The sequence below is a fragment of the Paenibacillus woosongensis genome, assembly GCF_030122845.1.
In the GTDB taxonomy this organism is placed as follows: domain Bacteria; phylum Bacillota; class Bacilli; order Paenibacillales; family Paenibacillaceae; genus Fontibacillus; species Fontibacillus woosongensis_A.
Window position 1 is genome coordinate 1,892,871 of record NZ_CP126084.1, and the last position, 23,293, is coordinate 1,916,163.

Annotated in this window: 22 protein-coding genes and 2 pseudogenes; 21 read left to right on the forward strand and 3 right to left on the reverse strand. The window is 47.6% G+C overall.

Annotated features, from left to right (window positions below; genetic code table 11):
* The first annotated feature begins 48 nt into the window (after nucleotides 1-48).
* The 14 genes from QNH46_RS08440 (at nucleotide 49) to QNH46_RS08505 (ending at nucleotide 13,546) form a co-directional block, all read left to right on the forward strand.
* Complete coding sequence (locus QNH46_RS08440) at nucleotides 49-1,143, forward strand: HD-GYP domain-containing protein (protein ID WP_283927702.1); 1,095 nt, start codon at nucleotides 49-51, stop codon at nucleotides 1,141-1,143.
* 110 nt (nucleotides 1,144-1,253) lie between these two features.
* Nucleotides 1,254-2,390, forward strand: a complete 1,137-nt coding sequence (gene yfkAB, locus QNH46_RS08445; RefSeq protein WP_283927703.1) for a radical SAM/CxCxxxxC motif protein YfkAB — start codon at nucleotides 1,254-1,256, stop codon at nucleotides 2,388-2,390.
* Nucleotides 2,391-2,408: 18 nt separating this feature from the next.
* Nucleotides 2,409-3,815: a hemolysin family protein gene (locus QNH46_RS08450; RefSeq protein ID WP_283927704.1), complete on the forward strand. Its 1,407-nt coding sequence runs from the start codon at nucleotides 2,409-2,411 to the stop codon at nucleotides 3,813-3,815.
* A 432-nt stretch (nucleotides 3,816-4,247) separates the two neighbouring features.
* Entirely contained in the window at nucleotides 4,248-4,478 is a 231-nt protein-coding gene (locus tag QNH46_RS08455) for a spore coat associated protein CotJA (RefSeq protein ID WP_283927705.1), read from the forward strand.
* A gap of 4 nt (nucleotides 4,479-4,482) precedes the next feature.
* The gene (locus tag QNH46_RS08460; protein ID WP_155609277.1) at nucleotides 4,483-4,752 is read left to right on the forward strand and encodes a spore coat protein CotJB; all 270 of its coding nucleotides are present in this window, start codon (nucleotides 4,483-4,485) and stop codon (nucleotides 4,750-4,752) included.
* Between the two features lie 55 nt (nucleotides 4,753-4,807).
* Nucleotides 4,808-5,377, forward strand: a complete 570-nt coding sequence (locus tag QNH46_RS08465; protein WP_283928387.1) for a manganese catalase family protein — start codon at nucleotides 4,808-4,810, stop codon at nucleotides 5,375-5,377.
* Between the two features lie 36 nt (nucleotides 5,378-5,413).
* Nucleotides 5,414-5,614: a hypothetical protein gene (locus QNH46_RS08470; RefSeq protein ID WP_283927706.1), complete on the forward strand. Its 201-nt coding sequence runs from the start codon at nucleotides 5,414-5,416 to the stop codon at nucleotides 5,612-5,614.
* A gap of 666 nt (nucleotides 5,615-6,280) precedes the next feature.
* On the forward strand, nucleotides 6,281-6,991 hold the full coding sequence (locus QNH46_RS08475) for a response regulator transcription factor (protein WP_283928388.1): 711 nt from the start codon (nucleotides 6,281-6,283) through the stop codon (nucleotides 6,989-6,991).
* A 1-nt stretch (nucleotide 6,992) separates the two neighbouring features.
* Complete coding sequence (locus QNH46_RS08480) at nucleotides 6,993-8,219, forward strand: sensor histidine kinase (protein WP_283927707.1); 1,227 nt, start codon at nucleotides 6,993-6,995, stop codon at nucleotides 8,217-8,219.
* Between the two features lie 191 nt (nucleotides 8,220-8,410).
* On the forward strand, nucleotides 8,411-9,700 hold the full coding sequence (locus tag QNH46_RS08485) for an ArnT family glycosyltransferase (RefSeq protein ID WP_283927708.1): 1,290 nt from the start codon (nucleotides 8,411-8,413) through the stop codon (nucleotides 9,698-9,700).
* Nucleotides 9,666-10,418 carry a glycosyltransferase family 2 protein gene (locus QNH46_RS08490; RefSeq protein WP_283927709.1) on the forward strand — a complete coding sequence of 251 codons (753 nt, stop codon included), beginning with the start codon at nucleotides 9,666-9,668 and terminating at the stop codon, nucleotides 10,416-10,418. The genes QNH46_RS08485 and QNH46_RS08490 overlap by 35 nt, the downstream gene beginning before the upstream one ends.
* A complete protein-coding gene (locus tag QNH46_RS08495) occupies nucleotides 10,408-10,809 on the forward strand; it encodes a DUF2304 domain-containing protein (protein ID WP_283927710.1) in 402 nt (133 codons plus the stop codon). Before QNH46_RS08490 ends, QNH46_RS08495 begins: the two co-directional genes overlap by 11 nt.
* 25 nt (nucleotides 10,810-10,834) lie before the next feature.
* On the forward strand, nucleotides 10,835-12,628 hold the full coding sequence (locus tag QNH46_RS08500) for a stalk domain-containing protein (RefSeq protein ID WP_283927711.1): 1,794 nt from the start codon (nucleotides 10,835-10,837) through the stop codon (nucleotides 12,626-12,628).
* 561 nt (nucleotides 12,629-13,189) lie between these two features.
* A complete protein-coding gene (locus tag QNH46_RS08505) occupies nucleotides 13,190-13,546 on the forward strand; it encodes a hypothetical protein (protein ID WP_283927712.1) in 357 nt (118 codons plus the stop codon).
* 47 nt (nucleotides 13,547-13,593) lie between these two features.
* Here the strand turns inward: QNH46_RS08505 and QNH46_RS08510 are convergent, their stop codons facing one another.
* Both QNH46_RS08510 and QNH46_RS08515 read right to left on the reverse strand, forming a co-directional pair.
* The gene (locus QNH46_RS08510) at nucleotides 13,594-14,190 is read right to left on the reverse strand and encodes a serine/threonine protein kinase (protein WP_283927713.1); all 597 of its coding nucleotides are present in this window, start codon (nucleotides 14,188-14,190) and stop codon (nucleotides 13,594-13,596) included.
* Complete coding sequence (locus QNH46_RS08515; RefSeq protein WP_283927715.1) at nucleotides 14,183-14,977, reverse strand: HipA family kinase; 795 nt, start codon at nucleotides 14,975-14,977, stop codon at nucleotides 14,183-14,185. Before QNH46_RS08515 ends, QNH46_RS08510 begins: the two co-directional genes overlap by 8 nt.
* Nucleotides 14,978-15,267: 290 nt before the next feature.
* On the opposite strand from QNH46_RS08515, the gene QNH46_RS08520 reads away from it, so the two are divergent.
* From QNH46_RS08520 to QNH46_RS08540, 5 genes and pseudogenes are all read left to right on the forward strand, one after another.
* On the forward strand, nucleotides 15,268-16,449 hold the full coding sequence (locus tag QNH46_RS08520) for an MFS transporter (RefSeq protein WP_283927716.1): 1,182 nt from the start codon (nucleotides 15,268-15,270) through the stop codon (nucleotides 16,447-16,449).
* A gap of 173 nt (nucleotides 16,450-16,622) precedes the next feature.
* The gene (locus tag QNH46_RS08525; RefSeq protein ID WP_283927717.1) at nucleotides 16,623-17,336 is read left to right on the forward strand and encodes a PadR family transcriptional regulator; all 714 of its coding nucleotides are present in this window, start codon (nucleotides 16,623-16,625) and stop codon (nucleotides 17,334-17,336) included.
* Between the two features lie 70 nt (nucleotides 17,337-17,406).
* Nucleotides 17,407-17,511: pseudogene (locus tag QNH46_RS08530) on the forward strand (hypothetical protein); the annotation flags it as partial.
* Between the two features lie 238 nt (nucleotides 17,512-17,749).
* Nucleotides 17,750-18,994 (forward strand): annotated as a pseudogene (locus QNH46_RS08535) (ABC transporter ATP-binding protein); the annotation flags it as partial.
* Entirely contained in the window at nucleotides 18,988-19,314 is a 327-nt protein-coding gene (locus QNH46_RS08540) for an antibiotic biosynthesis monooxygenase (RefSeq protein ID WP_283927718.1), read from the forward strand. The pseudogene QNH46_RS08535 and the gene QNH46_RS08540, both read left to right, overlap by 7 nt.
* 290 nt (nucleotides 19,315-19,604) lie before the next feature.
* Here the strand turns inward: QNH46_RS08540 and QNH46_RS08545 are convergent, their stop codons facing one another.
* Entirely contained in the window at nucleotides 19,605-20,429 is an 825-nt protein-coding gene (locus QNH46_RS08545) for a CAP domain-containing protein (protein WP_283927719.1), read from the reverse strand.
* Nucleotides 20,430-20,782: 353 nt separating this feature from the next.
* On the opposite strand from QNH46_RS08545, the gene QNH46_RS08550 reads away from it, so the two are divergent.
* Both QNH46_RS08550 and QNH46_RS08555 read left to right on the forward strand, forming a co-directional pair.
* Complete coding sequence (locus QNH46_RS08550; RefSeq protein ID WP_283927720.1) at nucleotides 20,783-21,799, forward strand: LacI family DNA-binding transcriptional regulator; 1,017 nt, start codon at nucleotides 20,783-20,785, stop codon at nucleotides 21,797-21,799.
* A 176-nt stretch (nucleotides 21,800-21,975) separates the two neighbouring features.
* Complete coding sequence (locus QNH46_RS08555; protein ID WP_283927721.1) at nucleotides 21,976-23,235, forward strand: sugar ABC transporter substrate-binding protein; 1,260 nt, start codon at nucleotides 21,976-21,978, stop codon at nucleotides 23,233-23,235.
* Nucleotides 23,236-23,293 lie beyond the last annotated feature (58 nt).

Sequence of the window (23,293 nt, forward strand, 5' to 3'; positions counted from 1 at the left end):
AATGACATACATTACTAACCTAACCATAGAGACGGAAGTGGATTTATCATGCGATTAATACCAATCAACTCACTCCAGCCCGGGATGAAATTGGGGAAGAAAATATATAACGAGGACGGCATCATTCTTTTATCCGAAAATGCAGAGCTTACCGAGGCCGTCATCCGACGTCTGCGCCGTCATGGCCTGAATTTCGTGTATGTGGCCGATCCGCGAACAGAGGACGTCGTTCCCGTCGACATGATCGAGGAAGAGACACGGCGCAGGGCATTGAAGGAGATTCGAACGAACTTCCGGAAAATGACTGGTCCAGCGGTTAAAGGCCTGGTCTATCCTTATCTGGGCAAGACGTTCTCCGGCCTCGTTGAGGAAATTATGGATGAGCTCGGTGCGAGGGAGGATGCCATGATCATGATGATGAACATCAACAGCATGGATCAATATTTATATCGGCATTCTCTTAATGTGTGTATTTATACGATTCTGTTAGGTCAAATCCATGGATACTCCAAGAGCGATCTGACGCTCCTTGGCCTTGGCGCCCTGCTGCATGATATTGGAAAAACGAAGCTTCCGCTACAGCTGCTGACCAAGGCAGGCAAGCTGACGGATGCGGAGTACGAGCAGGTCAAGCAGCATGCCGAGTTCGGGTTTAAAATGCTTAAGGATGAGCCGGGCATTCCCTTAGTTTCCGCGCACTGCGCTTACCAGCATCATGAGCGTTTGAACGGAAGCGGCTACCCCCGGGGACTCAAGGGAGAGGAAATCAGTGAGTTTGCCCGCTGGATCGCCATTACGGACTCATACGATGCTATGACAACACACCGGGTGTATCGCTCTGCGATGCTGCCTCATCAGGCGCTTGAGGTGTTATATACAGGCTGCGGCCATTTGTACGAGAAATCCAAGCTGGAGGTATTTCGCGACCGGGTCGCTATCTATCCGCTAGGCATGGCGGTCAGGCTCAGCACGGGAGAAAAAGGCATCGTCGCCAAAATTCATGGCATCTTCCCGCAGCGCCCCGTCGTTCGCGTATTGACCGACCCGGACGGGGAGGATCTAAAGGTGCCTTACGATGTGGATTTGTCGCAGCAATTATCCGTGGTGATTACGGAAGTAGACGGAATGAATCAAATTGGTTAACATATTGAGGTGGAATCTTTAGGCGTAATAAGGTCTTTTGAGGGAAGATGTGCCGGATTAGAGCACTCTTTTCTTTTTTAGGTTAATAAAAGAAATAAGGTGGGCCAATAATGAAAATACTTAAGCATAACTCTGCGATGACAGCACCGGTGAATCCAAAGGATGATCCCTGGGATCCGATCGTTTCCCTGCGGGAGTTCGGACGCCATGTGCTGACCAGCGTGGAAATGACGGTTACGAACTTGTGCAATATGCGCTGCGAGCACTGTGCTGTCGGGGACAGCCTGGTGCTGAAGGAGCCAGAGCAAATACCGCTGGATCTGATGCTGCGGCGCCTGGATGAAGTGGAGCATTTGCGGACGATCAGCATTACCGGAGGTGAGCCGACCTTCCGCAAGCAGATGGTGGACGAGAAGATTCTGCCGATTTTGAAATATGCGAAGGAGCGCGGGATCCGTTCGCAGATCAATTCCAACCTGACCCTGGATTATGAGCGGTATGTGAAACTGATTCCCTATCTGGATGTGATGCATATCTCGTTCAACTATACGAATGAACAGGATTTCTATGAGATAGGCTTTGCCAATAGCGGGCATCCTGTGAAGAAAGAAGTCGCCTACAAGCTGTATCACACGATGATGGAGAATTCGCGGAAATTGAGCGAGGCGGGGATGTACATTTCGGCCGAATCGATGATCAATTACCGCACTCACGACAAGCTGCCGGCAATTCATAAGCTGATTACGGACATGGGCTGCCGCCGGCATGAGGTTCATCCGATGTATGCATCCAATTTCGCCAAAGGGCTGCCGGTGTTATCGCTCGATGAAATGCGCCAGGCGATTCATTCCTTGCTCGATGAGCGTAATAAAGAGATATGGATGCTGTTTGGGACCCTCCCATTTTATGCCTGCAATAACAGTGAGGCCGATGCCGCGTTGCTGAAGCGGCTGCGCGAGGAACCGATGGTCACGGTACGGAATGATCCGGACGGCAGAAACCGGGTGAACGTGAATATGTTTACGGGGGAAGTGTTCGTAACGGATTTTGCAGACATACCTTCTTTCGGCAGCGTGCATGAGGAACGACTGGATGTTATTTTTGCCAAATGGCTGAACGAACATCCGCTCAATCAGAAAGTAAATTGTTATTGCGAGGCGGCCAGCTGCTGCGGTCCAAACCTGCTCGTTGCAGACATGTATTATAAGGACACCGACTTCAAATCCCGCAAAGCAATCACATTTTAGAAAAGAGGCGCTGTACCTATGCCCGATGGACATACGGAGTTTGAGATTGGCAAGCTGATATTCAATTTGTTTCTAGTCATTATTTTAGTGCTTTTGAATGGATTTTTCGTTGCAGCGGAGTTTTCGCTCGTTAAGGTGCGTCAGTCCAGGCTGACCCAACTCGTCAGCGAAGGCAACAAGCGTGCAACCTATGCGCTCAAAGTAAATAAAAAACTGGATGCCTATCTATCAGCCACACAATTGGGAATTACGTTGGCCTCACTTGGACTGGGCTGGGTCGGTGAGCCGGCCATATCCGAATTGCTGATCGAGCCGTTGATGCATAAAATTGGCGTAACGGATTCGACGCTGATTGCTACCGTTTCGGTTGCAGTAGGTTTTGCGATCATCACTTTTTTGCATATCGTTATCGGGGAGCTCGCTCCGAAATCGCTTGCGATCCAGAAATCGGAGTCGACTTCGTTATGGCTTTCTGCTCCGCTCCTATTCTTTTATCGAGTATTCCTGCCAGTCATCTGGCTGTTGAATTCGGCGGCGAATGGTTTGCTCAGGCTGATCGGCATCGAGCCGGCAGGCGAGGGCGAGGCTGCCCATTCGGAGGAGGAAATCCGCATTCTGATGGATCAGAGCGCGAAGAGCGGTGTCATCGACCAAGACGAGATGAAGCTGATGGACAATCTGTTTGATTTCTCAGACTTGCTGGCGCGGGAGGTCATGCTGCCGAGAACCGATATGGACTGCTTGTACACGAATCTCACTTGGGAAGAAAATATGAGGATCGTGGAGGAAACGAAGCATTCCCGATATCCGGTTGCCGTAGAGGACAAGGATCAGATCATCGGATTTGTACATCTGGCCGATCTGTTCCTGCCCGACGGAGGCAGCTCTAAGAATATTGCTGCCATCGTGCGGCCGATCCTGAATGTGCCTGAATCCATGGAAGTCAGCCATGTCCTGCGTCTTATGCAGAAGAAGCATTCCCAACTTACCGTCGTGGTAGATGAATATGGGGGCACGGCTGGATTGCTCACAGCGGAGCGAATTATGGAGGAAATCGTCGGCGATCTTTACGATGAGTTCGACATAGATCGACCTGAAGTTGAGAAGCTCAGCGACGGCACCTTTTCAGTTGACGGCCGGATGCTCATCGAAGACGTCAATGATTTGACAGGGGTCACGATCGAACACGATAAAGTGGATTCCATCGGGGGATGGCTATTTAAAGAGTTGGATGGAGCACCTACTGTGGGGAAAGTTATTCGGATCGAGAATTTGCTCTTTGAGGTGGCCGAAGCCGAACCGCTTCGCATCATGCGGGTGAATATCAAGCAGCTCGAAGATCAGGACGGGACGCAGGAATCAGCTGCCGATGCTACGGATGCAGAATCGAATGAGAAATCCAAAGAATACGAGCCCGGTGTTTAAAAATAAAAAACTCCTATCAAGGCGAGGGAATCGTGGTCAAGCCCCAATTTTGTGGACATTGAAAAAAACACCTAGGCTGTAAACTGGCGCCGATACTCTATCGGCGTCAGTTTATTTAATTTGCGCTGTGGTCGCCGTCGGTATGGCCTCCATCTTGAGTTCCTCTGAATAAGATTTAAACTTTTGACCTTTAATCGCCATTAAAAATGCACCCCCTAGAATTCATCGGTTAAACCAAGGGGGTTTTTCCAATGTCCATTCTAAGGGGTGCACTTCATCGCTTTGGCAGGAGTTTTTTTTGTTTTTTTGCTGTATTGCTGCGATTGGTGGTTCATATTCTGGGCGAACGTCATATGTTAATGGTGAGGATCGGGAGCGGTGTCTTGTCTCCCTGGAAAGCCGAACAATGAATGACAGAAGGAGGAACGATCATTGAATCATTCGTTAAGTCATCCCCAAGAGGTAGCCTGGGCCCCCTTTGTCGGCCCTTTTGACCCCTGTCCGCCGATATTGTGCAAGACGTACAGTACGCCGCCACAGCTGTTTATGCACTTTCAACCGCTGAATCTTCCCCAGTTCAGTCCGAAAGACGCCTTAAGGCACGGAACGTTGTGGCCTGCACTCTACAGTCCCTATGAATCCAAGTGGGGAAAAGGAAGGTGAAATAATGTCACACAAAGGCAATTTGGACCCGCAATTTTATGAGATGCTCGAAAAGCTGCAGGCGCTCGATTTCGTGCTTGTCGAATTAAACCTCTTCCTCGATACACACCCCGACGATTTAGCTTCGATTCAGCAATACAATCAGCTTGTCCAGGAACGCACTCAGCTTGCCAACCATTTTCAGCAGCTCTATGGTCCCCTGATGAACTTTGGCCATTCTTATTCGAAATTTCCATGGGAATGGTCGAAGGTACCGTGGCCTTGGCAGGTGTAATGCCTGCCCCGCGGAAGTCTGCTGAAATTGCTGATTAAGGAGGGAAATGCAAAATATGTGGGTCTATGAGAAAAAGCTTCAGTATCCCGTACGAGTAGGAAAATGTGATCTGCGGATGGCTAAGCTGCTGCTCGAACAATACGGCGGAGCCGATGGGGAATTGGCGGCTGCGCTGCGATATTTGAACCAGAGATACACGATTCCGGACAAAGTTATCGGTTTGCTCAACGATATTGGTACAGAAGAATTTGCCCACTTGGAAATGATTGCCACCATGGTATACAAGCTGACGAAGGATGCGACGGTAGAAGAGCTTGACGCTGCCGGACTGGCTCCGCATTACGTTGCGCACGACAGCGCACTGTTCTATGAGAATGCTTCCGGCGTGCCGTTTACGGCCGCCTATATTCAAGCCAAGGGCGATCCAATCGCCGATCTGTACGAGGACATCGCGGCAGAGGAGAAGGCGCGGGCTACATACCAATGGCTTATCGATATGACCGATGACTGCGATTTACAGGACAGCCTCAAATTTCTGCGGGAGCGGGAGATTATCCATTCGCTGCGCTTCCGCGAAGCGGTGGAAATTTTGAAGGATGACCGGGGTAAGAAGAAGATTTTTTGAGTCACGCTCTAATATGGATATAAAAGGTGGTATCCGATGTCCAAGTCGAAACGCGGGAAAGCGTTGTGGACGCTTCCTTCCAGAGGCCGCGGCACCTGCCCGGTATGCAGAAGCACGCGCATCAAATTGCTGTACACGAGAAAAAGCGGCTCCGAGCAGGTCTTGAAAGTGTGCAAACGCTGCTTCCATGCTTCTCAGGAAAAGATCGACGCTGTAGCTGGGGCGCTTGGTGTGTAGTAGGGGGAGCGCAAAATTTATTCTAACGAGCAAATAGGCATTGTTTATGCCCTCAAAGAAACGATTAAAAGACAGTCTTTGGCTGTCTTTTTATTATTTTACGCCTAGCATGGGTGTCATCTCTAGGGTGAGAGTCATGAACGGGGGCTGGCCATCGCCTACCGTTATCCAAGGGCCTAATCTTGTAGAATCCCAGTGGATTCATAGAAGACTTCGCATGTGCCTATGGAAACAGTGGAAGCGAGAAGATTGCTTTCCAGGTATCTGGAATTTATGATAAGAAAGCTAAGTATGTGCTGGATATACGTATCTTTCTATGAATGAGGTATAGCGATATGAGAAAGATTGATCATTTGCTGCATGTCTGTATTGTTGGGGCTGTACTATATGGCGGGATTTTTTTATTCAGGTATTTAATTAATAAAGATGCTTACTCTAATATTTGTTCTCTATTGGAAAACTAAAAAGAGATAAAAGCTTCATCTGCTGTAGCGATTTGTGCTGAAATTAAGAAAAACTTAAGCATTTGCGTTCAACCTTGTTAAGATCTGACGATTATAATAAGGTCACCCGCTGGAGATACCGGGCAGGGATCTCTAGGGGTATGGTATATTTACAACATGGTTAGTTGTAACAATGACACAGAACAAAGCAGGGGTGCCGATCATGTCCAGAGAGTCGATTCTACTCGTTGATGATGAGAAGGAAATTATTGAATTGATGGAGATCTATCTGAAGAATGAGGGATATACCCTTTTCAAAGCTTCCAACGGCTTGGAGGCTCTTCGTATTCTGCAAATTCACGATATAGATCTTATCATTCTAGATATTATGATGCCTGAGATGGATGGCATAGAGGCCTGCATGAAGATCAGAGAGCAAAGGAACACGCCGATCATTATGCTGTCCGCAAAAAGCCAGGATATGGATAAGATTACAGGGCTCAGCATCGGAGCGGACGATTACGTGACCAAGCCGTTCAATCCGTTGGTGCTGATTGCCCGCGTCAAATCTCAGCTCCGCAGATATAAGCATTTGAACCGCCAGGATTCGAAAAAAAGTGAACACGAAATCGTCATTGATGAGCTGGTGATCAATACCGCGACCCATACCGTAACCGTGGACGATCAGGAAGTGAAGCTGACGCCCCGCGAATTTGCCATTCTGGAAATGCTCGCTCTGAATCAGGGGATCGTGCTCAGCATGGACAAGATTTATCAGGAGGTATGGAACGAGCCGTTCATGGATTCTAAAAACACGATTATGGTTCATATTCGGAAAATTCGTGAAAAAATCGAAAAGGATAAGCAAAATCCACAATTTATAAAGACCGTGTGGGGCATCGGTTATAAAATGAAGCCGTCAAAGGAGTTGTAACATGACCCGCATGAAGCTGTTCAAATCCATCCGATGGAGATTCTTGCTGATCCATATCGTAAGCAGTCTGCTAACCGCCCTAGTTTTGCTTCTAGGCAATTTGCTTGCGAATTACATTTTGCAATTCAATAAGATCAATGCGGCGCTCGTATGGGTGATTAACCATATTGGCTCCATGCCTGTCATGGTCGTGTCTGGAGCTGCTCTATATTTATTTTTCTATTACATGTTAAGCAGACCCCTGGTTCGATACGCCAGCGAAATTGCAGATACCCTGCAGCTCATGGAGAATGGCAAGTTCCATGCACCCGTACCGGTGCAATCTCCCCACGAGCTTGGTCTGATTGCTTCCCGGGCAAATCGCGTCGCCGAAGAGCTGAACGACTATTTGCGGGAAATCAACCATGGGCTTCAGGAGATTGCCAAGGGACATTTTCAGTACGATATTCCGGTCAAGCCTGATCATGATTTGGGTGAGATTGCAAAGAGCATAAATGAAATGAGCGCGCAATTGCATCATTCCATACAGGAGGAGCGGAAAGCGGAGAAGACAAAAAATGACCTGATCACCGGGGTGTCACACGACCTGAGAACACCGCTCACTTCAATTCTGGGATTTCTGGAGCTGATCGAAAAAGACCGCTATTTCGATGAGGTCGAGCTTCGCTATTATATTGGCATTGCCTATGAAAAGTCCGTGACATTAAAAAAACTCATCGACGATCTATTTGAATATACGCGGATTAATAACGATATGCCGCTGGATCTGAAGCAGATCGACATGAATGATTTTTTCCGGCAGCTTGCCGAGGAATTTGTGCCTAACCTGGAGAGCGCAGGCGTATCCTGCCGTGTCCATGCACCTGAACATCCTGTCATCATTAAAGCCGATGGAGATCATCTCGTTCGAGCTTATGAGAACTTAATCTCCAACGCGATTCGATATGGCAGTGCCGGCAAACGTATCGATATATACATTCAGGAACGAGAAGACAAGGCCATCATTCAGGTCGTGAATTATGGCGATCCGATTCCTGAACGCGATTTGCCGTTTATATTTGACCGATTTTATCGGGCCGATAAATCCAGATCCAAGCAGACAGGGGGAGGCACGGGACTCGGGCTTGCCATTACCAAAAGCATCATCGAGGTTCATGGCGGCACCATATCCGCGAGCAGCAGCGAACGGCAAACCTGCTTTGAAACGATCCTCCCTACAACCCAATAAATGCGTCGTCTTCAGCCTTTCACGATTGTGAAAGGTTTTTTGTTGTCTCTTCCCCCTGAAACATAAGCAGTTGCACTGTTTTAATTAAGGATTTGTTAAGCAATCCGAAGCCATTTATTAAGAAGTCTATTATACGGTTATAGATGTGTAATCCACACATCAAGACCGCCTGACATGAAAGGAGTAAGACCATGCTGAATAGAGCAATTCGTTGTCATCCGCCTAAACCGAGGCTCGCCATTGTACTCGTGATACTTATTTTCGCCTTGGCTGCCTTTCTGAGAATAGATTTTCTCACCTCTGTCCACCACAAGGTATCCCATGATTCCATTTATTACGACGAAATGGTGAGGCAGCTTCTGGAGACAGGGGTTTATGCCTATAAAGATACGGAGCCCAACGCCCAGGTTACGCCGGGATACCCTTTATTCATGGCTGCGGTCTATAAGCTGGCCGATTATGAGCGCCAGGATCCTTTTCCGGCAATCCGGTACACCCAGGTGGTGATGAGTCTCCTGACGTTATGGCTGATCTATGTTATTGCCAAAAGGCTTGGGGGACGGACTGCCGGCATCGTGGCCTTATTGATTGGAGCCGTATATCCGCCGTTTGTCTGGAGCAATGCGAGTATTCTCACCGAGACCTTGGCGACATTGTTCTTCGCGGCCTACGTCTATCTGCAGCTCCTTGTATTCGAAAGGAAGACGCCCGCCCTTGCTTTACTAGGCGGGGCCGCCATGGGACTCCTTGTGCTGACCCGGCCTGAATTTTTGATACTCCTGTTTCTGATCTATGTTTTTCATTATTTTTGGCAAAAGGAAACACGTACGACCTTAAAGCTGTTTTTGTTTACCGTGATCGGGACGGCCGCGGTGCTGTCTCCGTGGGTAGTACGGAATATGATTACGCTGAATGAAGTCGTGGTGGCGTCCACCCAGGTGAATCCTTTTCAAGCAGGAACCTACCCGGACAAAAACTATGATGACGGATTGGTCGACCGCCGAGGGAAGACGCAAATGGAAATTGCCAAGGAGCGCTTGAAGATCGGCTTTACGGAGCATACCTGGGAATTCGCCAAATGGTATACGTACGGCAAGCTAAAACATACGTACTCCAAAATGTACTTTGGCAGCGGTCATGAGCCGCTATATCCAGTGATTCCGTTTGTGCCATGGAGCTGGCTGAACTGGCTGCATCGCGGGCTTGTCTTCTCCGCTCTCGCCTCGCTTTTCGTATTTGCGAGAAAGTGGAGACAGCCTGCGGCAATTCTTGCGATTATCCTTGTGACGATGTCGCTGGTCAGGCTCGTTTTCGTGCCGGAATACCGGTACAACTATACGGTCATGCCGTTCATAATCATCATAGACAGCATCGTTGGCGTCGCCATGATTCGCAAATGGCTGCCTGCCAAGCAAACGGTCTTAACTGCTGAAAGGAGTGTAAACGATGTTTCACCATCGCCATCATCACCTCAATCATGACAAGATTCTCGCCATCGTACCTGCCTACAACGAGGAGGAAGGTATTGAACAAGTGATCGCTTCACTGCAGAAATATGCACCCTATGCAGACATTCTGGTGGTCAATGACGGCTCAACGGATGATACGAGACTGCTCGCAGAGAATGCGGGAGCAGCGGTTCTCCACCTCTGCAGCAACCTGGGCATCGGCGGCGCCGTACAGACCGGTTATCGGTATGCTGCAGAGTACGGTTACGATTATGCCGTCCAGATTGACGGCGATGGCCAGCATGATCCTGCTGATCTTGCCAAACTGCTCTGCTGCATGCGCAAGACAGGTGCAGATATGGTTGTAGGCTCCCGTTTTATCGAAAAAGAGGGCTTCCAGTCCACGTTCGCTAGAAAGCTCGGCATTGATCTGCTTGGGGGTCTGGTTACACGATTGACCGGAAAACGAATTACCGACCCTACCTCGGGCTACCGTTTATGCAACCGCAGGGCAATTGCTTTGTTTGCACAGCAGTATCCTACAGATTATCCAGAGGTCGAGGCTCTCGTGATGCTCGATAACTGCCAGCTGTCCTTCCAAGAAATTCCTGTGGTGATGAAAGAGCGGCAAGGCGGCGTGTCCAGCATCTCGCCTCTCCAATCCATTTATTATATGTGCAAGGTGATCTTAGCCATTCTCATGATGAAGACAAGGAAAAAGAAAATGTGGGAGATGAGTCATGAAACCTGATATCTATTTGTTCAGCTTCATCATCAGCCTCAGCTTCGCCGCGACGATTCTTTATCTCATCCGCAATCAAAAGCTGAAGGAGCAGTACGCACTGCTCTGGCTGACACTCAGCGTCATGATGATGGTTCTGACCTTATTTCCATCCATCTTGGACGATGTGGCCAGACGGATCCGCATTGAGTATGCCCCATCGCTGCTTTATTTGCTTAGTGTGGTAGGGATTTTATTTATTCTGCTTCACCTTACGATGGCCGTATCCTCACTTGCCCAGCGCAATGTGGAATTGATCCAGACCCTTGCCCTGCATGAGTGTAAAATCCATGCTTTGATGAAGCAGAACGGGCAGTCTGAGAAGGAGGAGGGAACCGAAGGTCAGCGGGCGAATGATTGAACATTGAAAAGGAGTTTTTAGGATCATGATGAAGATCAAGAAAGCAATTCTAGCTGTAAGCCTTGCCGTCTCGCAAGCGGCATTCGTTATGCCTGTGTACGCGGAGTCCGCGTACGAGGTGCAGGACAAGCAAGTGCAGCTGAATGGAGTCACGAATCGACTGGTCTTATATCTAAATAGCCGCAAAATGGAGCAAAACGGCTTAGAATACACCGCCATTCGCGAAGCAACAGTGAAGCAAGGCATAACTTATGTCAGTTTGCGTTCGATAACGGATCGCTTGGGCTACAAAGTTGAGTATGACGCAAATACGAATGAAGCGCTGGTCAGCGGCGGCGAAGCATCCGAAGCAAGATTCAAAGCAAATCGAAATACGTATATTCTAAATGGGGCATCATATCCAATGAATGGCACTCCATATATGGACGAAGGGGTTCTCATGCTTCCGCTGCGATCCTTATCCGCAGCTTACGGCCTCAAGATTACACTGGAGGGAAGCCAAGCAATCCTGGAGCTCCCCGCCGGTACTGCAACTGATCCGGAACCTGAGCCAGAGCGCAATGAACCTCCGGTTGCCTTATTTGCAACGGATAAACATAAATATCGCATAGGGGAATTCATTCGCTATGACGATCAGAGCACAGATGATGAGGATGCTATCGTGGAGCGCAAATGGGACAATCATGAGCCTGCCTTTTTCGAGCCTGGCATCGTAGAGGTGACTCTACAAGTGACCGACAAGCATGGCTTGTCCTCTACTTACAAGCAGCAGATTGAGATTACTTCAGAGCTGCTCTATACGAAAGAAGAGTTTGATCGTTTGTTCACGCCTGTGGGCAGTAATTTTGAAATTGCGGGAAGCTCCGTGCTGTCCTTTGATGCCTTACCCTATACCTATCGGACAGAGCCGTATACCTTATTTCGGGCTAGCGGCCCCGAGACTGTAAATTATGAGGGCATCCTGTATCAAGACACGATCGAAGGGACTACACTATTTATGATCCATCACAAGAACGACCTGGGTGAAAAGGCAAAATTCTATGTCGTTGCCGAGAACAAAGGCGAAGCTCCCGCCAATATCGAAATAGGCGGTCTGGGCTTCGCCGGCCCTAGCATTCATCCCGAAGTGGCGGGAAGGTCGGCTGCAGCAAGATATTTCGAATCGATGATTAGCGGCAGTGCCAGCAAGAGCATGACATTGGTGCCGGGAGAGAAGAAATTGATATTTACCGAGCTCAGCGCAGCCGCCGTACCAAACGGCGATGTCGTTACCCTGAATGCCGATCTTGTGAGCGATGGCCCTATTCAATATACCGTGCTGATCGTCAAGGCAAACCACGATCCCTTGGAGATGATTTCTGCACTGCCTTACCTTGATCCGAAGGAATCGATCATTCGGGGTACTTTCCAGGATTCGGCCCGCGTATTTGAGTATAACGGGCTGGTAGGTACGAAGCCGGAGCGGCTGCCGCTAACCGATAATACCACCGATCCTTTTCAAAAAGGCATCGACGGAATCAAGCTCACCGAAGCCACGAACTCCGGCAATTACGGAGTGCTCTATTATATCGTTCTTCATCGTGTCGCGCCTAACACGCTGATCACCTTCAACCCGCGCGGCGGCCTTTATTCTGGTGCGGCGAGAGTGAATAACGATGTCATTCATATTAAGCATATTGGATCTACCAAGGACAGCACCAGCGTCCTCTATCGAACGGGTGACCAAGAAGAAAAAGTAGAATTATGGATAACCCCGGCCGCAGGCAGCAATTTGCCGTTTACGTTTCTGTTCTTGCCGCTGCCTGAGGCGAGGAATTAATAGAGTAGGGTGGAAACTAGGTATTTAATTTAGGATGATATTTTCTGAAGAACAAAGAACCTTCGTAAATTTGCGGAGGGCTTTGTTTTTTTGTCGTACTATTAAAATGCTTGTATTCATTTTCATGATATGATGCCGATATATAATTTAAGTTCAAAAATGTATTTTGAGGAAAAAAAAGGGTGTTTGAATTTGAGACAGGTGATAAAATATGAAAGAATATAAAAAGAATAAAATAATATTCTTGAAATTAAGAAAAGTATTCTTCGACATACTTCTTATTATTGGAAGTTGTGTTTTAGGAACTTACAGTTGGATATGGTTGGCCTCTATTTTTCTTTCAAGTAGAACTACGTTAGTATCTGTTAAGAATATGGATGTTGTAGTGAGATCTTTATTTTTATTTGTATTATTCGTAGGAGGTTATGTATGTTTATTATTGTGGCTCAGGAAGGTAAGACATAGATATTTCATTTTAGTAAATATTTTTTTGTATTTATTCTTTTATTTTTTGCACCACAAATTCCAATCACTATATCGAATATTCAGGTGATGATCTCATTGCCGAAAACGGAGCAGCGAAACGAAATCTATGCAGAGATGTCTCAGAAACTAAAACAATCCGGTCTCCCTTATGAAATAAATATTAGTCTCAGCGAGGAATATACGATGGATTTTTTAAAAAAAATGTCCGTTGTTGTAGCTAGAACGCGGAATGGGAAAGGTGAGAAGTATGAAATTGAACAGCTTATTCAAATATTACCTAATAGAGTTTCGTATCTGAAGATAAATATGAATCAAAATGAAAATGACAATAAAAATGTTCGCCTGCTTTTGGATGAAACTAAAGAGATTATGGAATGTTACCCTTCTAATAACTGCGAGGAAGTAGGTATTGAAAATATAAAGAGATTTTAGTTCATTCGAATGAACTAAAATCTCTATTTTTATAACTAATAACTATACTATGGGATGATTTGCGCTTGACCCCATTCGAAAAAAAGCTCTGGATGATGGTGACTAACATAAGCGAGAAAAGGCTGCAGGCGGCCGATGTTGAATAGGCTTTTCAGCATACGTTGAGGATACGGCTGTACTGTTCGATATGAATTCACATGATCGATGACCTTTAGTATATTTTCAGGAGTTACATAGACGTGCCGCAATGCGGTATCGACACGAGTGAACCCTACCCGTTTCATCTCCTTGATTACCAATACTAACTGTTCGGCGATAAAGTCTGGAAAGTCTACTCTGCTGGAGAGAAATGCTTTTAACCCAGGCCCGCTGAAATATTCCATCACGATGTAATTCCTGCCGACCTCATAGACCAGCGGAATAAAAGAAGCGGAAGCAGCCGCAAGAAGAGCCCTGGCTTCGGTCTCCGCATCTGATTCATTCACAAAAATTTTAACGCATCGCTGGGCAGATATTTGAAATACTGCTCCTTGAGCACCTGCACCAATATAAGGAAGCTCAGTCGGGTTATGATGACCGATTTGATACGGGACACCTGGTGTATTAGTACCAGGAAAAACAGTAATCCTATCGAAGTTATTCATATTGACCTCCATGATATTTGTAATGTTTATACCAGACAGGGAAATTATAGATTATGGACTGAATCAAGGAATTCATAGCATTTCGCCGATGTTCCATATAATTTACCAAGGTGATTACATCCTGTCCGGATACGCCCCACTCCACTGGAATATTGCTGGCCGCATGAAACAAGTCGTTCCTTGTCAAGGAATGCAGCTTGGATAGCGATTCGCGAAAAGGGTGGGTACCATCAATAAAAGGGACGAAGCGTTGATAAAGCGTTCCCCAAAAAGCCTTGTAATTGTTCATTTTATTAAGCAGAGTTTCAGAGTTCCAATGGGGTCCGTTAAACACATTGGCTTGATCGATCATCCATAACTTTGGCTCAGGCCCTCCTGCAATGATTAAATTTTGCTTATCCTGCGTCCAAATATGCCGATCATTATTATCAAGCCAGTAATCAAATAAAATCATATCAGCGGCCTGACGGATATTTGTGCATCTAGCAAGGTCAAGGTCGCTCGGATGGAGGATGCCATGGGGGATGAACAGGCTGCCGAAATGCGGACCTGCTTGTGAGGAAGGACAGCCAGTTACTCCTTCAGGTATGAAAATGACCTTGCCGTCAGGAATAGGGAGGTTCATCCTTTTGGCTAATTGACTGCAGATTAATTCGTTGACTAGAACCTTGATTCCCTGAGGATTGGATAACAATTTAATCACATAATGGTTTCCGTCGCTGCAAAGCACTAGATGGGGCATGCTCCAACCTGGTAAAGGTTGAATATACTGGGTGACTTGTAGCATAATATCACCCCTCTCATTTATTACAATTAATTTATTCCGAAATACGATTAAAGTTTGTTCCAATGAACTAGTAGGTTCGTGGATTTTAAGATTTTTTGAGGAATGCATCGGGTTAATTCCACGATCAATCGCAATTCAAGCGGAATCAGCTTCAAACCAGAATGGACGAGATGAAGAAGACGCTGGATCGTCTCGATATAAAAATAACAAGATATGAGCAGACCGTATTTGAAAAAGAGAGAATGCTGAGAATACCGGCAGAATAGCTTCTTACTAGGGAGGGATGAAGCGTGGAGCGTCTTTGGACGAAGTCGTTTATTTTCATGACGGCAGGAACGCTGCTGCTGTTCACTGGATTTTATTTGCTGCTTCCAGCGCTGCCGCTGTTCATCAAAGAGCTGGGCGGCGACGAAGCGCAGGTCGGCATGGTAACAGGGGCGTTTATGTTGTCTGCGGTCATTTTCCGTCCGATCGTCGGCGTGTTGCTGGATCGGTTCGGCAGGCGTCCCTTTATCGTTTGGGGGCTAATTCTTTTCGCCTTGGCGATGTATATGTACGACTGGATCGGCGGCATCGCCGTCTTAATATGGATTCGCATCGTGCACGGGATGAGCTGGGCCGTATCTACAACGGCTCTTTTTACGGCCGCTACGGATATGATTCCCGCTACCCGCCGCGGGGAAGGCATGGGATGGTTTGGAACGGCTACGACCCTGGCAATGGCGGTCGGTCCAATCTTCGGCATCTGGTTTATGCAACATCTCTCATACAGCGCTCTGTTTCTATCCGCCGCGGTTCTCTCCGTCGTAGCGCTGCTCCTTACATTTGGCGCCAAAATCCCGTATCAGCCGCATAAGAGAACTGCAAGGATCGAGCTTTTCGAGAAATCCGTTTTGCCTGTCACGGCTGCCGTCTTTTTCCTGACGATTGCTTATGGGGGCATCACGACCTTTGTTCCGCTGCTTGCCAGCTCAGTCAACGTTAACTCCGGCACATTCTTTCTGGTGTATGCGGTAACGCTGTTTTTATTTCGTCCCATCGCGGGAAAACTATCGGACCGATATGGCGAAGCATTTGTCATTATCCCGTCTCTTATCATTACGATGCTGGCATTGATCGTCCTCAGCTTCTCAACCGGGCTATTCGGCATGCTTGCCTCCGCTGTTCTGTACGGTATCGGTTTTGGCTCTGCGCAGCCCACACTTCAAGCGGCAACGATCCGTCTGGCCCATCCGGAACGGAGAGGGGTAGCCAATGCGTCATTATTGACCGCTACCGATCTTGGCATCGGGCTGGGCGCAATCGTGCTAGGCTGGGTCTCCCAGCATACCAGCTATCAGATATTGTTTACGGTTAGCGCGGCTTCGGTCGCATTCTCCCTGCTGCTGTTCATTTTCTTAGTAAAACACTTGTTGAAAAATAAAGAACTGCGCCCGCAGAACGACAGTGCTCTTACGTCTGAAACGAATTGACACAGCTTCACTGTACCGCAGCATATGCCGAGATTGGCCAACCGGAGGCTTTGGATCACCAAAGTCTCCGGTTTTTTGTTTCCAAAACATGTAATTATTTTCCGAAAAACTATTGACCAATACGATATATCGCTATAATATAACGATATATCGTATTGAGAGGTGAACGTAGGGTGAGGATTCACGATTACGGTGCTTGGCGGGCTAATCAGCCCCAGCGTAGAGGACATTCCAAGGAAGAGGTTTACCAGGATATATTTATAAGACATCGCCACGGTGGAGGACGAGGAGGCTTTGGGGGACGGGGAGAAGGCAGACGTTTTTTTGAACGGGGGAAGTTCAAGTTTGCTCTCCTTGAGCTGCTGGCGTCGGAACCGATGCACGGATACCAGTTGATTAAGACGATGGAAGAGAAAACGGGCGGCTTGTATTCGCCAAGCCCCGGCTCCGTGTATCCGAATTTGCAGTGGCTTGAAGATATGCAGCTTATAGGCTCGACCGAGAAGGACGGCAAGAAGCTGTACCATATCACGAATGAGGGACGGACTTATCTTCAAGAACAAAGAGGGGAAGAAACGGAGCGGCCGGAGTATCCCTGGGAGCATCCTGGACGGCACCGCCCCGATGGCAGAGGGCATGGCAAGCATCTATTGCGCGGTCTGATGAAGGATTGGTCGGAGGTTGTTCATTTGATGGCGAGAGCGTCGGAAGCGGCAAAGGTAAATCCCGGCTCCAAGCAGGCGCAGGAGTTTCAAGAAATCATGTCCAAGCTGAGGGTCAGCTTATCCGAAAACCTGGCGGCCTTTCCGGGCTCAGACAAGGATGGAACTGTGCCGCCTCCATCCGGAAATGACCCGTTCTCGGACGATGGCCGGGACGGTGAATAAGGAGTGGAGCCTGTGTCCGGACAAACTAATGAAGAGCAGCTGGCTCTGGAAGTACAGGACGTGATATCCATTGAGTGCTAACAGCGTATTAAAGCCGTTTTTTAAACAATCCTGGCGCATTTATCTCGCATCGTTTACGCTGCATGCGATCGCAAGCACCGTTTACGCTTATTTTCCCAAGGTGCTGGGAAATTTTACGGATCAGCTTCAGGCGGGTACGCAGGGGGCACACGATGTTGGACGTTACAGCCTAATGCTGCTCGCGGTCGGTGTAGGGCACGCGCTTATCGGCGGCTACGGACAGTATCTGATCATGTACGTCGGCCGCTGGTTTGACTTTGTCACCCGCCGCAGGCTATTCCTGCATTTCTCCGAGCTGAGCGAGCATTATTATTCGCGCAACGGTGTAGGGAATGCTGGCGGGCAAGAACGATTACGGCGGACTGCTCACGATCTGCCTCATCTATTTCGTGTTGTCAATTTCGGGGCTGCTGTTCACTTATTTGCAGAACAATCTGCAGCAGTACGCCGGACAGAGCATTGTCGCCAAAATACGCAAGCAGTTGTTCGAGCATATTACGAAACTGTCCATGTCTTATTTCGACAAGACACCGAGCGGCAGTCTGATTACGCACGTGTCCAGCGATACCGAAACACTAAATCAATTTTTTCATCAGGTGCTGCTTACGCTGCTGCGCGATGGCTTAACTCTGCTCTTCATACTCGTTATGATGTTCCAGCTTGACGCAACGCTTGGGGCTTATTGTCTGGTACTCCTCCCGTTGATTGCGGTGATCGCGGCAGCTTTCCGTTCATTCATGCGCAATACATACCAGATGGCCCGCACGCGCCTGGCCCGGCTCGTATCGTTCGTCGCCGAGAATCTGTTCGGTATGAGCCTAATCCAGGCATTTCATCAGCAGAAAGAGCAGGCGGAGCAGTTTAAGGAGCGAAACGATGCTTATTACAAGGCCAATATCCGCGAGATTCGCATGCATGTGATGTTCAACCGCTCATTTGATCTGCTGAGCAATCTAACGATCGCTTTCGTAGTATGGGTCGGCGGCAAGGGGGTTCTGAACCACGCACTTGAATTCGGCGTACTGTATGCGTTCATCACGTATATCCGCCAATTTTTCCAGCCGATCAACGCCATTACGCAGCAGTGGAATACGCTGCAGTCAGCTACCGTTGCAGTCAATCGAATCTGGGGAGTGCTCGATCTCAAACCAGAAATCGTGGATGCTCTGCAGCCGCAGAAGCTGGAGCGGGACTCGGTACAAGGCCGCATCGACTTCGATCATATTACCTTTGGCTAAGAGAGCGGTGCGCCGGTCATTCGCGATTCGAGCCTGCATATCCGTCCCGGGGAGATGATCGGCATTGTGGGGGCGACCGGCGCCGGCAAGAGCTCACTCATCAGCCTGCTGTGCCGGTTCTACGATGTGCAGGAGGGCAGCATTCGGATCGACGGCATCGATATCCGCGATTTGCCGCAGGCTGACCGGATTATCGTCATGCGTCACGGTATGATCGTCGAGGAAGGGACGCATACGGAACTGCTCTCGGTCCAGGGTTATTATGAAGAGTTGTATTGTCATTCGCAAGGCCTTCATTTTTTAAAACAGAATCATAAAGAGGAGGAAATGTCATGTTAATTCAAACAAGAACGATCGTTGTGCAAAAAGATAAGGTGGATCTCGTCATTGAACGGTTTACTAAAGATAGCCCGATAGATACGATGGAGGGCCTTATCGACAAAACCGTCATGGTTAACCGGAAAAAACAGGAGCACGAAGAGGTCGTTGTTATGATCCGCTGGAGATCGGTTGATGACTGGAAAAACTGGGAGAAAAGCGATGTTCACATTCAAGGGCATCGGCAGAATAAAGGCAAACCGGCGCCGGAATACATTATTAGCACGACCGTCAATATGTATGAAGTGAAAGCCGTGAAGGAAGGCTTGAAACAAGAATAGGCTGATTCGCAAAAGAGGCATTCATATCTCTTGATCTACAAGGGATTTGAATGCCTGCTTGCTGTTTTCACCTTGAATGGTCATATTTTGAATGATAAATTTCCGTTCATGCTGGGGATACTAGAGGGATAAGCCACTTCCAGTCTCCCGTAATGGAACGTTCATGTTTACTTTCCAGGTTTCAATAAGCGCTCGTTGTTCAAAGAAGATTCATTGTGTCGGTAACAAGAAAAAAACCTTGACGCCTAGTCTGGCATCAAGGTTTAGTGATGAATACAAGTAAATTCTTCTTATTTTCCGATGAATTCTTGAACCCAGTAGCCGTTGTCATAAGCTACGCCGATGGCCGTAAAGTTAGGGTTCATAATATTTTGGCGATGGCCCTCGCTGTTCATCCAGGCATTCATGACTTCAGCAGGCGTGCGTTGGCCTTTGGCGATATTTTCACCAGCATAACTATAGGAAACTCCAAACTGCTTCATCATATCGAACGGAGAACCATAGGTTGGCGACTGGTGGTCAAAATATCCGTTTTGGCGCATATCGGCTGCTTTTGCGGCAGCTACTTTTGTCAAATCGGCTTGCGTCGTCAGCGGCTTTAGGCCTGCTTTGGCACGTTCCTGGTTGACCAGATCAACGACTTGTGCGGCATAAGAAGAGGCGTCCGATTGACCAGCGTTCGCGTTGTTGTCCTTGCTAGGCGCTGTTGGCGCCGTAGGTTTAGTTGTCGTTCCATTGCCGGCATTAGCATCAGAACCGGTTGAAGGCTTCTGGCTAGGCGTCGTCGGTTTTGTGCTTGGTGCTGTTGGTTTTTGAACAGGTGCGGATGGCGTGGTCGGTTTCCGATTAGGTACAGATGGTGCTGGTGCAGCTGGTGTTTCCTTCTGCGGCTGCTCTGTTCCTACAGTCGGCCAATTAGGAATAACCCATTTCAGATCGTTCAAAGAGCCATTCGAGTTCCATTTTGACAAGATTTGTTGAATTTGTTGATTGCAATCTATGCTAGGAGTTGAAGTGGCTTCTGCATTTGCTCCTTGCGGCAGAACAAGTCCTGCAGCGAGTACGGCCGTAGCCATGCTTGTGGTTACCAATGTTTTAAAGTGCTTATTCTTCATAACGTTATTCCTCCAAATCATTCTATTAGTTTTGAAAACAAGATAGATAGACTGATCCGACAATAGTTACAATTTTGTAATTTTGTGCAACCCCATTCTAGCATGCATTCAGGTGAAAAGGGGGAGGTAAGTTATGGATAAAGGAAGCTGCAATTAGAAATTATAAAACAAGAAAAGAAACTATATATGTAAGAAAATATATGGAGGGAGATTTTGATGTTCGAAAATCAAAAAAATATAAAAAACATCATGAAACCGTTGACAATATCTTTTCGCTATTGATATGATGTGGTTATCAAAGATTTCAAACTATTTGTTTAATAGAGGGAAAAGCCATGAATCAGGGTAGGAGATTGACTATTAAAGAGTTTGCCAAGGAAATTGGCGTCTCGCCTGCTACATTGGATCGGGTACTCAATAATAGGGGCAACGTGAAGCGTGAAACCTATGAGAAAGTCATGGAGAAAATTAAAGAATTGAACTACATGCCTAACAAATCGGCAAGTTTTTTAGCTCGGATGAATGATTTTTCCATGGCCATTGTGTTCCCGGAACATCCGGATTATTTCTGGAAACAGGTAGAAAAGGGAATTCAGGTTGCTATTGATGAATTTCGTGATTTTGGACTCTCGGTTAGCATCTTTCGGTCCGAAGGATATGATTTGGAGCCGCAGAAGCAAATGGTTCAGCAGCTTATCGATTCGGGCAAGTATGAGGCGATCGCTTTGTCGCCAAATGATCCGCTGGATATGGCCGAGCTCATTGATGATGGAGTGGATAAGGGAATTACGATTTGTACATTTAACAGCGATTCTCCTTTGAGTAAGAGGCTGTTTTATGTCGGATGTGATTACCGCATTGCTGGCCGCCTTGCAGCTGACGCGTTATGCAAGTTCCTGGGGGGAAGAACCAGAATTGGTTTGGTGATGTCGTACACTAATTTTCAAATGCAGCAAAAGATTACCGGGTTCCGTGAGGTCGTTGACGAATACGATCATATTGAGATGATTGGTCCGCTGAGACTTCGTCAGGAGGATTACGATTCCCCGGAAGTTTTTGCCGATTATTTTCGGGAAGTGGATGGAATCTACGTATCAAGCGCACGGCTCGATGTGGTTGCAAAGCATTTGGATGAGCTTGGGATTGAGCAACGGCCGATTTTGATTGGTCACGATATGACAGAAGAAACAAAGATGTATATGGAGAGAGGCATTATTACGGCAACGATCTGCCAGGATCCTGTGAACCAGGGGTATCTCACTGTGAAATCGATGTTTGATCACTTGGTTAACGGGCAAAAAGTTGGATTGAAAGAGAACATTACCAAATTGGAGTTGGTGACCAAAGAAAATGCGCTTTATTACATTTAAATAGCGTTAAGTGTAGTAACTGCGCTTTTTTTTACACCGTAATGATGTACGCACATCATAACTTGGTTTTAGTTCTGATGTTTTTTTTCTGAGTGGCATTACTGCCTCCGTTTTTAATGCAAAGAAAAGCGGCAGTGCATGCAAATATAAATAAGTTCTAGCTAGGGGGAATGTGAATGTTTAAGAATGTAAGGGCTCTCATGGCAGCTATGGTTGCGGTTGTAATGCTGTTAACAGCATGCGCACCAAGTACAGAGTCGGGGAATTCAGGTGCTTCCACGAACTCAGGCAAAGATGGTGACAAGGTAGTTATTCAGTGGTGGGATTCTATGACGAGTGAGGCAACTCAAGGTGCAATCCAAACGATTATCGCGGATTACGAGGCGGCTCATCCGAATGTGAAGATCGAACGGACATATATTTCATTTGCGGACATCAAGAACAAATTGCTCCTTGGTTCCGTTGGCAATCAAATGCCGGATATTGTCTGGCTGGATAACCCGGATCATCAGGCTTTTGCCGCCGCTGGAATTTTGGCGGATTTGACAGACGAGATTAAGGAGTGGGGACAGGCGGACAAATATTACGAAGGCCCTTGGTCCTCGACGATGTATGAAGGCAAGAACTATGGCGTACCCATCGGCAGTAACAATCTGGCGCTCTATTACAACAAGGACATGCTGAAAGCAAAAGGAATTGCGCCGCCAAGCAATTGGGAGGAATTGAAAGAAGCTGCCAAGCAGTTGACCACGAATGATGTCTACGGATTTGCCATGACTGCGGTGAAAACCGAAGAAGGGACATTTCAATTTCTTCCCCTCATGTACCAAGCAGGAGCTGACATCGACAGCTTTGACAGCCCTGGTACGGTAGAGGCGGCAACCCTGCTTCAGGATATGGTGAAAAACGGATACATGTCCAAAGAAGTAATCAATCAGAAGCAATCCGACACGGTGGTACAGTTCTCCACGGGTAAGGTAGCAATGATGATTAACGGCACTTGGCAAATTCCGCTGCTGAGAAAAGAAGGGAAAGTCGACTGGGGTGTAGTAGAGCTGCCGGTGAACAAGCAGGGTGGTACGATCCTCGGCGGGGAAAACTGGGCGATTACGAAGGCTTCCAAAAATAAAGATATCGCGTTCGACATCATTAAATTCGCCAATGAGCCGGAACGTTTGAAAGCGTTTGATCAGGCGGCCGGACGTCTGCCAAGCCGTTCCGATCTGCTTCGGGATCCATTCTGGCAGGAAGACGAGGAACTGAAGGTGTTCGCCGATGCGATGGAAGTAGCTAGAGCGAGAGCCTACGGACCAGAATATCCGAAAATCTCCGAAGCGATTCAAATCATGCTGCAGGAGGTCATTACCGGAAGCAAAACGCCGGAGCAAGCGGTCAAAGAAGCAGGCGCTAAGATTGAGCCGTTTGTTAAGAAGTAAACCGGAGCATGTAGAAACCATGGCATTCAGCAAGGGGGATGCATTGCTGCATCCCCAT